Origin of the sequence: Candidatus Planktophila sp., assembly GCF_040402275.1 — a bacterium.
Taxonomy (GTDB): Bacteria; Actinomycetota; Actinomycetes; order Nanopelagicales; family Nanopelagicaceae; genus Planktophila.
Window position 1 is genome coordinate 25,772 of sequence record NZ_JBBAMW010000002.1, and the last position, 13,525, is coordinate 39,296.

The window sequence follows — 13,525 nt, forward strand, 5'->3', positions numbered from 1 at the left end:
CCTTAGCAATACACCTCTAGTACCCAAGGGCCTTTCTTATTTCCTGCAATTAATTCGCATTCAAATTTCTGTGAAATGATTGCTTCTAATTCATTTGGATTAACTGGAACTTTCGTGCTCTTTAGGATGTGATGGGTAACTTCACCACGAGTTTTTTTGGACATGTGGGTAATCACCTTTTTCACACCATCTACTTTGGTAAAAACCTTGATCTCAACGGTTATCGCAACAGGGGATTGCCACACAGTTTGGTAGGTTGATGAGCGACAATCGATAATTAACTCTGATTCGGCGCCATCTAATGCTTGCGCAACCTGGGTAGCCATCTTTTTATTCTTGATTTTTTCTTTGTAAGGCTCGATTGGATCTAGGGGGCGCACCACCCCGTATTTGGCCGAGATGATGGCTATTGAGGATGCGCCTAGCTTTCGTTGAGCTTCGGTCAATCGATCCCAGCCCAGGGAAGCGTAGAGAACGCCTGTATAGACCTGGATGGCCGGCCCAGGGGTGGCTGATTTCTTCTCAGAGGGCGGCAGCAGGATTAACACCGGCTCAGTATGGCGGGGCGACACGCCTAAATCTGTCAGTGCCACCTGTTACTGTTCGAACAGATGTTCGGATAAACTATCCGAGTACAACCAGAGCGGTTCCAACCTCCGCCTGCAGGCACTTCTCCACACCAGCTGTGGAGCTTCTGCAGACCGTCGTTGGGTCTCCGTACCTTCTGGGCCAGACCAAACGAACTGCACAACGCAGGACGTTCTATCGAAAGGAATGTACGTGGCTACTGAAAAAAGTAATAAAGCAAACGATGCAGCACAAGACAAAGCCAACATTGAACGCCACAAGGCGTTAGATACAGCCCTAGCCCAGATCGAACGTCAATTTGGTAAAGGCGCAGTGATGAAGATGTCAGAGCGACAGAACACAGTCATTGAAGTTATTCCAACTGGTTCAATCGCACTAGATATCGCACTTGGCATTGGTGGACTTCCACGAGGTCGCGTTGTTGAAATTTACGGACCAGAATCTTCAGGTAAGACAACTCTTACATTGCATGCAATCGCTAATGCTCAAAAGGCTGGCGGCATCTGTGCATTCATCGATGCTGAGCACGCATTTGATTCTGAGTATGCAAAGAAGCTTGGCGTTGACATTGATGCACTGTTGGTTTCACAACCAGATACCGGTGAGCAAGCTCTAGAAATCATGGACATGCTTATTCGCTCAGGTGCACTTGATCTAGTTGTAGTTGACTCAGTTGCAGCACTTGTTCCTCGCGCAGAAATCGAAGGTGAGATGGGTGATTCACATATGGGTCTACAAGCTCGTTTGATGTCACAAGCACTTCGTAAGATCACAGGAGCGCTGCATCAATCAAAGACAACTGCAATCTTTATTAACCAGTTGCGTGACAAGATCGGTGTCTTCTTTGGTTCACCAGAGACAACAACAGGTGGAAAGGCACTTAAGTTCTACGCCTCAGTCCGTCTAGATATCCGTCGTATTGAAACGCTTAAGGATGGCCAAGAATCAGTTGGTAACCGTACCCGCGTAAAGGTAGTCAAGAACAAGATGGCTCCACCTTTCAAGCAGGCAGAGTTCGACATTATTTACGGCACAGGAATTTCACGCGAAGGCTCACTCATTGATATGGGTGTTGACATCGGTGTGGTTAAGAAGTCTGGTGCTTGGTACACATACGAGGCAGATCAGCTGGGTCAGGGTAAGGAAAATGCACGTGCATTCCTCATTGATAACCCAGATCTAGCTAATGAGATTGAAAACAAGATCCGCGAACACTTCGTTCCAGTTGAGGTCGATCCAGCACTAGTTGCTGCAATTGATGAGGCTGCCGCAGAGGTGGATTTCTAAGCTCCAATGCTTGAATATGTAAAGGTTGACCAGGAGGCTGACCCTTACTCAATCGCAAACACCATTGCACTCAATGCTTTGGTTGCGCGCGCTAAGAGTAAGGGTGAGCTTCTGGCTCACTTAAAAAAGCGTGGCGTAGAAGATGACGTTGCTCAGGCAACGATTTTTCGCCTTCAAGAAAATGGCTTGATTAACGACTCAGAGTTTGCAAAAGCGTGGACTCAATCTCGTCACACCTCTAAGAAGTTATCGAAGCGAATCATTGCTGGAGAACTTCGCACTAGGGGAGTAGATCAATCTAGTATCGATGAAGCATTAGATGAGATTGATGATGAGTCTGAGTATCGAACCGCTTTTTCTTTGGGAATGAAAAAATACAACACTATGAGTCGACTTGAGCCAGAGGTTCAGATTCGCAGAATTCAATCCCTGCTCCAACGAAAAGGTTTTTCTTTTCCTACAATTGCCCGCGTTATTCGCGAGCTAGATGTTCAGTCAGACGAGCTGCAGTAGCAACTACAGCAGCGGCATGAATGCGGCCAGGTTGACGTCCTAGACGTTCGATCGGGCCGCTTATGCTTACAGCGGCAATTACTTTGCCGTTAGGTGCGCGCACAGGTGCTGAGACAGATGCAACTCCAGCTTCGCGTTCTCCCACAGATTGTGCCCAACCGCGACGACGATCAGCAGATAGTTGCGCTGCGGTAAACCTGGCATTTGTTAATCCGCGGTGAATCTTTTCTGACTCTTCCCAAGCAAGAAGTATTTGCGCAGCAGATCCGGCATGCATGGTTAGGGCTGCGCCAACAGGAACTGAGTCACGCAATCCTGATAACCGTTCTGCCACGGCAACACAGATGCGCAAATCTCCTTGGCGGCGATATAACTGCGCACTTTCTCCCGTTGCATCGCGCAGAGCGGCCAGAGCGGGGGCTGCAGCGGCTAATAAACGATCTTCACCAGCGGCAGCACCTAACTCACCTGAACGTGGTCCTAAAACAAAGCGGCCTGTTAAATCACGCGCAACTAAACGGTGGAACTCAAGTGCTACAGCTAAGCGGTGAGCGGTGGGGCGGGCGATGCCTGTGGCTGCGACAAGTTCGGCAAGTGAATGCGGGCCAGCTTCTAGCGTGCTTAAAATTGCCACGGCTTTATCTAATACGCCAACTCCGCTATTCTTTCTGTTCATAGAGTGATATTAACATCTCAAGATGTGATACGCAAACTAGTAGAGCAAGGAGCACATGATCGTGGGTAAAACGCTAGCCGAGAAAATTTGGGCAGAACATGTTGTTCGCGCGGCACAAGGCGAACCAGATCTGATTTACATCGATCTGCATTTAATCCATGAAGTTACAAGCCCACAAGCATTTGATGGTCTGCGTCTTGCAGGACGTCCAGTTCGCCGTCCTGATCTCACGATTGCTACAGAAGATCACAACGTGCCGACCCTCAATATTGATAAGCCAATTGCAGATCCAGTGTCGAAGTTGCAGGTCGATACATTGCGCGCAAACTGCAAAGAGTTTGGGCTTCGCATTCACCCACTAGGAGATAAGGAGCAGGGGATTGTCCACGTTGTTGGACCTCAACTGGGTGTTACTCAACCTGGAATGACGATTGTGTGCGGAGATTCGCACACTTCTACCCATGGCGCCTTTGGCGCACTTGCTTTTGGTATTGGCACCTCTGAAGTCGAGCATGTTCTAGCAACACAGACATTGCCCCTGCAGCGTCCAAAGACAATGGCGATCAATGTTGAAGGATCACTGCGGCCAGGTGTGACATCAAAAGACATCATCCTTGCGATCATTGCAAAGATTGGTACCGGCGGCGGTCAGGGCTATGTCATCGAATACCGAGGCGGCGCAATCCGTGCCCTATCAATGGAATCGCGCATGACCGTTTGTAACATGTCTATTGAAGCTGGGGCTAGAGCGGGATTAATTGCTCCCGATCAAACAACTTTTGATTACATCAAGGGCAAGCCACATGCACCAGAGGATTTTGATGCTGCAGTTTCTTATTGGAAAACTCTATTTACAGATGCAGATGCCACGTTTGATGTTGAGGTAAATCTGAATGCAGATGAGCTAGAGCCATTTGTTACATGGGGAACTAATCCAGGCCAAGGTTTGCCTCTTAATTCAGTTGTTCCAAACCCAGCAGATATTGCAGATTCAGAAGCCCGCGAAGCAGTAGAGCGCGCACTTGTTTACATGGGTCTTGAGGCTGGCACACCCCTTAAAAAGATAGCCATTGACACTGTTTTCTTGGGCTCATGTACTAATGGGCGAATTGAAGATTTACGTGCAGCTGCAGATATATTAAAGGGCAAGAAAATTGCCTCATCTTTGCGCATGCTTGTTGTTCCAGGCTCTGCTCGAGTTCGCTTAGAAGCAGAGGCTGAAGGTCTAGATAAGGTGTTTCTTGATGCAGGGGCAGAATGGCGTAATGCAGGATGCTCGATGTGTCTTGGAATGAACCCAGATCAGTTAGCAGTAGGAGAGCGCGCGGCATCTACCTCTAACCGTAACTTTGAAGGTCGCCAAGGTAAGGGTGGTCGCACACACCTTGTAAGTCCACTTGTTGCAGCTGCTACAGCGCTGCGTGGAACACTGTCGTCACCTGCGGATCTGTAAGGAGCCAGGTCAATGGAAAAATTCATCAAGCACATAGGCACCGGAGTTCCTCTACGTCGCAGCAATGTTGATACAGATCAGATAATCCCTGCCGTTTATTTAAAGCGAGTAACCCGCAGTGGTTTTGAAGATGGTTTATTTGCTGCCTGGCGCAATGATCCCGAGTTTGTGTTAAACAAGGATGCCTTCAAGAAGGGAACAGTTCTAATCGCTGGGGCAGATTTTGGAACTGGTTCTTCACGAGAGCACGCAGTGTGGGCGTTGCAGAACTATGGCTTCAAAGTAGTTATTTCTAGCCGCTTTGCAGATATCTTCCGTGGAAATTCACTCAAGGGTGGACTACTAACAATCATTCTGGATCAAGCAGAGGTTGAAGCGGTGTGGGCTGCGGTTGAGGCAGATCCATCAACGTCGATCACAGTTGATTTAGAAACCCGCACTGTTGGCTATGGTTCAAAGAGTTTGCCCTTTGACATCGATGATTACACCCGCTGGCGCTTGATGGAGGGATTGGATGACATTGGTTTGACCCTAAAACAGACTGATTCCATTGACTCTTTCGAGAAAAATCGCCCACCATATAAGCCAACAACACTTCCAATTCGTTCGTAAGGGTTTAAAACAAGCGTAAAACGCAGGTTTTACGAACGGGTGAGTGGTCGAGTGCCCAACCCTCAATCTCGTATCTAGAGTTTTCTACGCATAAAAACCGCGCTTTTTGAGTGTTTGCACGAAAAATAAAAATGCGACACGCGCATTCCAATAACCTCATCACCCCTTACATGCGCGTAAGTTTATGAACACGTTAAGCGGTTGCTTAACATTTACGCGTAAATAAGGGGAATTCAATGAATAAGGCCCAATTCATTGCTGCGTTAGCACCACACTTCAACGACAGCAAGAAAGAAGCAGCTCACGCTGTAGATATCGTTTTTGACACAATCATCCGTAACCTTTCAAAGGGCGAAGATGTAATGATCAACGATTTCGGTAAGTTCAAGAAGGTTGATCGCAAAGCACGTATGGGACGTAACCCATTTACTGGCGAGACAATCAAGATCAAGGCTTCAAAGAAGGCACGCTTCCTACCTGCAAAGGCACTGAAGGAAGTTATTGCTGGAGATCGCAAGCTTGCACCAGCACCAAAGCCAGAGCCAAAGGTAGTTGCTAAGAAGGCAGCACCAAAGAAGGCGGCTAAGAAGGTTGTCAAGAAGACAGCTAAGAAGGTTGCCAAGAAGTCTCCTGCGAAGAAGAAGCCAGCAGCGAAGAGAGTTGTAAAGAAGGCCAAGAAGAAGTAATTCTTGTGCTTAAAAAACGGGGTTGGCTAACGCTAGCCCCGTTTTTGCATATACCGCACTATTATTAATGCCATGACGGAGTACAAGATTTCATATGCTCCGCCTCAAGGAACCCCCCTCGGGACCAATCTCGCTTTTAAAGTTGGAACTAAGGTAGTTATTCCCCTGCTTAATCTGGTCGGAAAAAAAGTCTGGCGTGGGGGCGAGAATCTCCCCAAGAGCGGCAAGGCAATTGTTGCCAGTAACCATGTTTCATACTTAGATGTTTTGTTTCTTACACACTTTCTCTATCGCAATGGGCGAGCTCCTCGTTACATCGGTAAAGAGGGGGTTTTTAAAGTCCCTGTGATTGGAAAAGTTGTTCTAGCAGCTGGGATGGTTCCAGTAGCCCGTGAAAGTAAGGATGCTTCTAAAGCCTTAGATCATGCACTACGGCTTTTAGAGATGGGTCATTGCGTTGGTGTTTATCCAGAAGGAACATTAACTAGGGATGCAAACGGGTGGCCGATGGTTGCAAAAACTGGTCTTGCTCGACTAGCTATAGCTACACGCACGCCGATCGTTCCTATTGCTCAATGGGGTTCCCAGATTGTTATGCCAACGTATGGGAAGAAGATAAAACTCTTCCCTCGCACTCCTATCAATGTGCTGGCTGGCAAGCCTCTGGATTTATCTCCCTGGTATGGAAAAGAGAATGATCCAGAAGCATTACGCGAGGCCACAGCATTTGTAATGCGGGAGCTAACTAATCTTTTGGAAGAACTTCGCGGTGAAAAACGCCCCATAGAAATATTTGATCCACACACTTCCAATCTTCCGCGTACTGGCAATTTTAAGAAAGAAAAGAAGAAGTGAGCAAGGTAGTAGTCCTGGGCGCTGGGCAATGGGGAAGTACCATGGCTCAAGTTTTATGCGATGCGGGCAATCATGTGTTGCTGTGGGGCCGTAATCAAGATGTAGTAGATGAGATCAACAACAAACATACCAATACACACTACTTGGATGAGAACACACTTCCAGTTGGACTAAAAGCAACTAGTAATCTTCAAGAAGCTTTTGATTATTCAAATATTTATGTATTGGCCGTACCAGCACAGACTTTGCGGGAGAATTTGAGGAGCTGGAAGCCACTAGTGCAACCAGGTGCTATCTATGTCAGTACCTTAAAGGGCATTGAAGTCAGCACGATGTCTCGAATGACAGAGATTATCCATGAGGTGATGGAGACTGAAAACATCGCCATTATTACCGGTCCGAACCTTGCTAATGAGCTTATTCTGCGTCAACCAGCAGGGGCGGTTGCTGCAGCACCCACTATGGCATTAGCTGAAAAGGTTCAGCAACTCTTTGCAACTCCTTACTACCGTGTTTATACATCTGTCGATATTTTGGGATGTGAGTTAGCTGGTGCTATTAAAAGCGTGATCGCACTTGCTGTTGGAATTTCTATTGGCCTTGGTTTTGGTGAAAATACACAGGCAATGCTTATTACACGTGGGCTCAATGAAGTGGCACGGTTGTGCGCTGCTAATAATGCAGATCCACTCAGCGCGGCTGGTTTGGCCGGCATGGGAGATCTTGTTGCTAGTTGTGGCTCTCCATTGTCTAGAAATCGAACCTTCGGCGAGGTTCTAGGCCGAAGTGGATCAATGGATGTTGCACGAACAGAAGTAGCAAAGACTGTTGAAGGCGTTGCTTCATCTAGTGCGATTCTTGAGATTGCTCACCGAGTTGGCGTGGAAGTGCCGGTTATTGAGGCTGTTGCAGATGTGGTGTCAGGGTTGATCACACCCAATGAGGCGCTAGATCGTTTGATGGAGATAACCACAAAAGCTGAAAACTTCATTCGATGAGCAAACAAATAATTGCCATTATTTGTGGTGGCCCCAGCAGTGAACACGAGGTTTCTTGCGTATCGGCAGGCGGGGTTCTCAAGGGTTTAGATAGACAACTATTTGAGCCATTGTTAATTGGAATTACCAAGTCAGGCACGTGGGTCGAGCTCCCAATTGATTACCAGCTAGAGATCGTTAACAAGCACATGCCAGTGATTGAAGATAACGGGCGACATATTGAATTGACTCAGTCAGGGTTTTCAATTGACGGGGAGCTACTAGATATTGATTGTGTATTCCCTGTATTGCACGGTGAATTTGGTGAGGATGGAAAAATCCAGCACCTATTAGATGAAGCAGAGATGGCTTACGTGGGTAGTGGTGTTAGTGCATCGGCACAGGCGATGGATAAGGCGGTAGCAAAGCTTCTTTTTGCCGCTAGTGGCATGAAGGTTGCAGAGGGGGTTGCCGTAAATGCGCAGGATTGGCAAAGCAAGATCAGTTCATTGAGCTATCCAGTATTTGTAAAGCCTTCAAGTGGTGGCTCAAGTCGTGGTACTCATAAAGTTAAGTGTTCTGCCGATTTAAAGGTAGCTATTGAGGATGCACTGTCTTATGACACTAAAGTTTTAATTGAAACTGCAATTAAGGGTCGTGAGATTGAATGCGCTGTCCTTGAACGAGATGGCAAGGTTGAAGCTTCGATAGTTGGTGAAATAATTGTTGATCCCAAATTTGAGTTCTATGATTTTGAGGCTAAGTACTTAGATGATGCCACTACGGTAAGAATTCCTGCAGATATTCCAGAGGCGGATGCGGACGAGATTCGACGATTGGCTGTTGCAGCATTTCATGTGTTGGGATGTTCTGGACTAGCCCGATGTGACTTTTTCTATACAAGTGATGGCGAAATAATTATTAATGAAGTTAACACAATGCCCGGTTTTACAGGCACTTCGGTCTACCCAAAATTGTGGCAGGCCTCAGGGGTTACCTATACAGAATTGATTTCAGCGCTTATAGATACTGCGCTGTCTTCTTAGCTCAGGTGTGTTACAGGACAGGTCAATGTGCGAGTAATGCCTGGCACGCCCTGAACCTTTGAGAGTACAAGTCGACCAAAATCCTCCATGCTTGATGCTTCTGCGCGCATGATTACATCGTAAGGACCAGTGACACCTTCTGACAGTGTGACTCCAGGGATCTTTGCAACTGCATCTGCAACTCCTGATGCCTTGCCAACTTCAGTTTGAATCAGAATGAAAGCTTGTACTGACATGTGAGGTCCTTTCTGGTCGAGGCTCAAACGCTACCGCAGAACCTGCCTTACTCTCTAGTCGATTAGGCTAAGCAGTATGAACTTCGACGAGGCGGGCGTGATTGCCGCATTAACGCGCATATTTGGCGCTACTCATCGCGGGGTCGAGATTGGAATCGGTGATGACGCGGCAGTTGTTACAACAACTGATCGCACCGTCATCACCACTGATATGGCAGTTGAAGGCACACACTTTTCAACTAAGTGGAGCAGCGCCTTTGATATTGGTCGCAAGATAACAGCTGCAAATTTGGCAGATGTCTATGCGATGGGTGGCACCCCGAGATACCTGGTGGCGGCTGTAACTCTTACCGGTCAAGAGAGTATGGAGTGGATTGAAGAACTGGCAGAAGGCATTGCACACGAAGCAAGAAGTTGTGGAGCATATGTTGTGGGTGGGGATTTGGCTAAAGGCCCGTGCATAGTAATTTCTATTACAGCAATTGGAGAAGTTGATAATCCTATTACTCGCTCTGGTGCCCAGGTTGGAGATTCAATCTATATCTCCTCTTTGCCAGGATGGTCTGCTGCCGGTCTTTCAATAATTGAAAAAGATCTAGACGATGACTTAGCTGTTCATGCAGTTTCTGAACACAACGCACCCACTGTGGATTATGTCTCGGCAATTCAGTTTTTAAATAACCGAGCACATTCGATGTGTGATGTCAGTGACGCACTGATTACTCAAGCTAATCAGTTAGCTCAAGCCTCTGGGGTTGCTTTAAAATTTGACCAAGTGTTATTTGCCCAGCACCCAGAGTTTCTTACATTAAAAGAGCTGGCTGATAGCCAGGATGTAGATGTGTGGCAATGGATATTTGCAGGCGGCGAAGACCATGTATTTCTTGCAACAGGAATTGACTTAGATGGTTTTTGCGTGGGGACAGTTATTGAAGGCAGCGGAGTTCTCGGGGTAGAAATGAAAAAAGCGCCAGATACCTGGCGCCATTTCAATTAACTGTTAGGTAAAATTAACGAGTTACTTTTCCAGCCTTGAGGCATGAGGTACATACGTTTTGACGCTTTGGTGTTCCACCAACAAGGGTGCGAACGCGCTGAATGTTTGGATTCCAACGACGACGGGTCTTCACCTGTGAGTGAGAGACATTGTTTCCGAAGCTGGGCCCTTTGGCACAGATATCGCATGTTGCTGCCACAGCGGTACTCCTTTTAACTTTTCTATTGATCTCGTTCCAATGGGAACAGAGTGTAAGGGTACCCCGTAGGCGGGGTTCAATGCCAATTCACGCTTGTTGAGGGAAATTCAGAGGATTTAGCGAGAGAATGCCCGTGTGGCACAACTAGAGAACAAGGTTTCAGCGGTCGTTGGCGACCGCACCGCCAAAGTTCTTGACACCACATTTGGGATTAAAAGCATCGGCGATCTCATGCGCCATTACCCACGCCGCTACATGGTCCGCGGGGAGCTTTCAGATATCTCCGCCCTGCATGAAGGCGATGAGACAACAATTCTGGCGCAGGTGTATTCAGCCTCAACTAGGCCCATGCGTGGGCGCAAAGGCAGCATGCTCGAAGTTGTTGTCACAGATGGCACAGACAAATTGTCCTTAACTTTTTTTAATCAAGCCTGGCGTGAAAAAGATTTGAAGGTAGGACGACAAGGCTTGTTTGCAGGAAAGGTTGGAGTCTTTAATAATAAGAAACAGCTGGCCCATCCAGATTACGAAATGATCCCCGATGGTTCAGATGTTGATAGCGCTGTTGAAGGCTTTGCCGGAAAGTATCTTCCTGTCTATCCCGCTTCGGCGAAAATGCCATCGTGGAAGATTTCACAATGTGCTCAACTTGCCATTGGAGCACTTGAAGAAATTGAAGATTTCTTACCCACTTCAATTCGTGAAAAACACAAGTACCCATCTCTGCATCAGGCATTGGTGCAACTACATCAGCCAGCAGATTTAGATCATGCCGAACTTTCTCGGGAACGTTTGACCTTTGATGAAGCATTCCTTCTTCAATCTCTGTTAGTTATGCGCAGAATTGAGTTAAAGAAGTTGAACTCAACATCTAGAAAACGAATCAGTGGCGGTTTACTTGATGCATTCGATGCGAACTTGCCTTTTGAGTTGACTGCTGGCCAAGTTGCCGTGTGCAAAGAGATTGAATCAGATCTATCTCAGCCACATCCAATGCACCGCTTATTACAAGGTGAAGTTGGTTCTGGTAAAACAATTGTTGCTGTGCGAGCGATGTTGGCAGTTGTTGATAGCGGGGGACAGGCTGCTCTGCTTGCACCTACTGAAGTTTTAGCTGCCCAGCATCTTCGAACAATCCAAAAGCTTTTAGGCGAACTAGGTCAGGGCGGCATGCTTGGTGGTTCTGAAAAGGCCACACAAGTCACTTTGATTACAGGTACACAAAGCGCAGCAGCACGTAAAGAGGCGCTGGCTATGGCTGCGCAGGGCAGCGCAGGCATCGTGATTGGTACGCATGCTCTCTTAGGTGAAAAAGTTGAATTTAAGGATTTGGGATTAATTGTTGTAGACGAGCAGCATCGTTTCGGTGTTGAACAACGTGATGCTTTGAAAGAGAAAGCAATTCTGCCTCCACATCTACTTGTTATGACAGCAACACCAATTCCACGAACAGTTGCCATGACCGTCTTTGGTGATTTAGATGTGTCAACGTTGCGAGAGCTGCCGTTAGGGCGACAACCGATTACAACCCATGTTGTGCCGGTGAAAGAAAAGCCAAGTTTTTTGGAGAGAGCATGGCAAAGAATTAACGAAGAGGTGGCCCAAGGTCATCAGGCATACATCGTTGCCCCGCGTATTAGCGCCGATTCTGATGCAAATGCTGACATTGACTTCCTATTTGGAGAGGAGTCATCTGAGATCACATCAGTTGAGGAGCTAGCGCCAACCTTGCATGCGGGGCCATTGAAAGGGTCAAAAATCGCCATTTTGCATGGTCGCCTATCTGCTGATGAAAAAGATTCAACGATGCTAGCTTTTACTAAGGGCGAAATCGATGTCTTGGTTTCAACAACTGTTATTGAAGTGGGTGTGGATGTGCCCAATGCAACGATTATGGTGATTATGGATGCGGATCGTTTTGGCGTTTCACAGCTACATCAACTTCGCGGTCGTGTTGGTCGCGGAACATCACCTGGGCTCTGCCTTTTAGTGACTGGATGCGAAGAAGAGAGCCCGGCTCGTGAAAGATTAAATGCGGTTGCTGGCACAGTAGATGGCTTTGAGTTATCCCGCATAGATCTTGAGCAACGCCGAGAAGGAGATGTACTTGGTGCAAGTCAATCTGGCACACAGTCGCATTTGCGGCTGCTCCGTGTTTTGCGCGATGAAGCGTTGATCGAACAGGCCCGTGATGATGCAGAATCACTGATTGCGACAGATAATGATTTGTCAGACTATCCTGCGCTGAGGGCTGAGCTTGCCCAGTTACAGCGCGATCAAGCCGTTGACTATTTAGATAAGGGTTAATCAATTGAGAATTATTGCCGGTGTTGCAAAGGGCCGAATTCTTGGCGCCGTTGCAGGCGCAACTCGACCAACCTCTGATCGAGCTCGTGAAGGCTTGTTCTCTTCATTGGCCTCTGAATTTGGAAGCTTCGAAGGATTACATGTTTTAGATCTATTTGGTGGATCTGGTGCAATTGGATTGGAATCATTGTCTCGAGGCGCGACATCAGTCCACATAGTTGAAAAAGATGATGAAGCACAAAAAACGATTGAAACTAACTTTGAAATAGTAAAGAAGTCCAATCCAACGGGAAGTTTTCATTTGTATGGAATGAGCGCTGAGCGGTTCTTGAAAGATGCACCAAAAGATAAATATCATCTTGTTTATATTGATCCACCATATGATTTTTCTAATCAAGCAGTGGAAGATGTTTTGAGCGCATTACATGATTACGAATTTCTCAGCAGCGACGCATTTATTGCAGTAGAGCGCACTACGCGTGGGGCGCAATTTATATGGCCAGATGCTTATGTGCCTGCACGTGAGCGAAAATATGGGCAGGCGACCATTTATTACGCTAATTACCAGCCTTAAGAATGGATAACTGGGCTCAGTATTGCTAGCGTTTGGCACATGAAGCGCGCGGTATGCCCTGGATCCTTTGATCCCATCACATATGGGCACCTAGACATCATTGAGCGTGCAGCCCAGCAGTTTGATCACGTAGTCGTAGCTGTCCTGGAAAATCGCACCAAATCAAGTCTCTTTACCGTTACAGAGCGTATTGCGATGATTACTGAAGTAACAACTAAGTTTTCTAACGTTTCCGTTGATTCATGGAGCGGACTTTTAGTTGATTATTGCAAGAGCAATTCAATTCAAGCGATCGTTAAGGGATTAAGAGCGGTTACTGACTTTGATTACGAATTGCAGATGGCTCAGGTTAATCTGCAGGGATCTGGTGTTGAAACAATGTTCATGGCAACATCGCCTGCTCATTCATTTTTATCATCATCTCTTGTGAAAGAGCTTGCTCATTACAACGGTGATGTCTCAACCATGGTTCCACCATCAATTAATGAAGCACTTAAAGCACGAGTAGCGGGGAAGTAG

At 47.0% G+C, this 13,525-nt stretch carries 16 protein-coding genes; 12 read left to right on the plus strand and 4 right to left on the minus strand.

All coding sequences use genetic code 11. The features are described 5' to 3' along the window. Positions 1–2 precede the first annotated feature (2 nt). Positions 3–572, minus strand: a complete 570-nt coding sequence (gene yaaA / locus AC9UEY_RS00725) for a peroxide stress protein YaaA (protein ID WP_509536407.1) — start codon at positions 570–572, stop codon at positions 3–5. Positions 573–774: 202 nt separating this feature from the next. Here yaaA and recA point away from each other — a divergent pair, with 202 nt between their 5' ends. After that, entirely contained in the window at positions 775–1,875 is a 1,101-nt protein-coding gene (gene recA, locus AC9UEY_RS00730) for a recombinase RecA (protein WP_509536409.1), read from the plus strand. A gap of 6 nt (positions 1,876–1,881) precedes the next feature. Continuing rightward, positions 1,882–2,388, plus strand: coding sequence for a regulatory protein RecX (locus AC9UEY_RS00735; RefSeq protein WP_509536411.1), 507 nt, complete (start codon positions 1,882–1,884; stop codon positions 2,386–2,388). On the opposite strand, the gene AC9UEY_RS00740 is transcribed toward AC9UEY_RS00735, so the two are convergent. Beyond that, complete coding sequence (locus AC9UEY_RS00740) at positions 2,348–3,064, minus strand: IclR family transcriptional regulator (protein ID WP_509536413.1); 717 nt, start codon at positions 3,062–3,064, stop codon at positions 2,348–2,350. The two genes, AC9UEY_RS00735 and AC9UEY_RS00740, sit on opposite strands and share 41 nt — an antisense overlap. 61 nt (positions 3,065–3,125) lie before the next feature. On the opposite strand from AC9UEY_RS00740, the gene leuC reads away from it, so the two are divergent. The 6 genes from leuC (at position 3,126) to AC9UEY_RS00770 (ending at position 8,693) form a co-directional block, all read left to right on the plus strand. Further along, complete coding sequence (leuC, locus tag AC9UEY_RS00745; RefSeq protein ID WP_509536415.1) at positions 3,126–4,517, plus strand: 3-isopropylmalate dehydratase large subunit; 1,392 nt, start codon at positions 3,126–3,128, stop codon at positions 4,515–4,517. Between the two features lie 12 nt (positions 4,518–4,529). Beyond that, entirely contained in the window at positions 4,530–5,129 is a 600-nt protein-coding gene (gene leuD / locus AC9UEY_RS00750; protein WP_509536417.1) for a 3-isopropylmalate dehydratase small subunit, read from the plus strand. A gap of 236 nt (positions 5,130–5,365) precedes the next feature. Further along, positions 5,366–5,815, plus strand: a complete 450-nt coding sequence (locus AC9UEY_RS00755) for an HU family DNA-binding protein (protein WP_509536419.1) — start codon at positions 5,366–5,368, stop codon at positions 5,813–5,815. A gap of 72 nt (positions 5,816–5,887) precedes the next feature. Continuing rightward, entirely contained in the window at positions 5,888–6,670 is a 783-nt protein-coding gene (locus tag AC9UEY_RS00760) for a lysophospholipid acyltransferase family protein (protein WP_509536421.1), read from the plus strand. Next, the gene (locus AC9UEY_RS00765; protein ID WP_509536423.1) at positions 6,667–7,668 is read left to right on the plus strand and encodes an NAD(P)H-dependent glycerol-3-phosphate dehydrogenase; all 1,002 of its coding nucleotides are present in this window, start codon (positions 6,667–6,669) and stop codon (positions 7,666–7,668) included. Before AC9UEY_RS00760 ends, AC9UEY_RS00765 begins: the two co-directional genes overlap by 4 nt. Further along, entirely contained in the window at positions 7,665–8,693 is a 1,029-nt protein-coding gene (locus tag AC9UEY_RS00770) for a D-alanine--D-alanine ligase family protein (RefSeq protein ID WP_509536425.1), read from the plus strand. Before AC9UEY_RS00765 ends, AC9UEY_RS00770 begins: the two co-directional genes overlap by 4 nt. Here AC9UEY_RS00770 and AC9UEY_RS00775 read toward each other — a convergent pair. Then, a complete protein-coding gene (locus tag AC9UEY_RS00775) occupies positions 8,690–8,929 on the minus strand; it encodes an Lrp/AsnC family transcriptional regulator (protein WP_509536427.1) in 240 nt (79 codons plus the stop codon). The genes AC9UEY_RS00770 and AC9UEY_RS00775 overlap by 4 nt on opposite strands. Before the next feature lie 76 nt (positions 8,930–9,005). Between AC9UEY_RS00775 and thiL the strand changes: the two genes are divergently transcribed. Further along, positions 9,006–9,926 (plus strand): thiamine-phosphate kinase, encoded by a 921-nt coding sequence (gene thiL, locus AC9UEY_RS00780; protein ID WP_509536429.1) that lies wholly within the window; start codon positions 9,006–9,008, stop codon positions 9,924–9,926. Positions 9,927–9,939: 13 nt separating this feature from the next. On the opposite strand, the gene rpmB is transcribed toward thiL, so the two are convergent. Beyond that, positions 9,940–10,125, minus strand: coding sequence for a 50S ribosomal protein L28 (gene rpmB, locus AC9UEY_RS00785; protein ID WP_509536431.1), 186 nt, complete (start codon positions 10,123–10,125; stop codon positions 9,940–9,942). A gap of 135 nt (positions 10,126–10,260) precedes the next feature. Between rpmB and recG the strand changes: the two genes are divergently transcribed. From recG to coaD, 3 genes are read left to right on the plus strand one after another with little or no spacing between them, the layout of a single operon-like run. After that, a complete protein-coding gene (gene recG, locus AC9UEY_RS00790; protein ID WP_509536433.1) occupies positions 10,261–12,432 on the plus strand; it encodes an ATP-dependent DNA helicase RecG in 2,172 nt (723 codons plus the stop codon). Between the two features lie 4 nt (positions 12,433–12,436). After that, positions 12,437–13,006, plus strand: a complete 570-nt coding sequence (gene rsmD / locus AC9UEY_RS00795; RefSeq protein WP_509536435.1) for a 16S rRNA (guanine(966)-N(2))-methyltransferase RsmD — start codon at positions 12,437–12,439, stop codon at positions 13,004–13,006. Between the two features lie 39 nt (positions 13,007–13,045). After that, the gene (gene coaD / locus AC9UEY_RS00800) at positions 13,046–13,525 is read left to right on the plus strand and encodes a pantetheine-phosphate adenylyltransferase (protein WP_509536437.1); all 480 of its coding nucleotides are present in this window, start codon (positions 13,046–13,048) and stop codon (positions 13,523–13,525) included.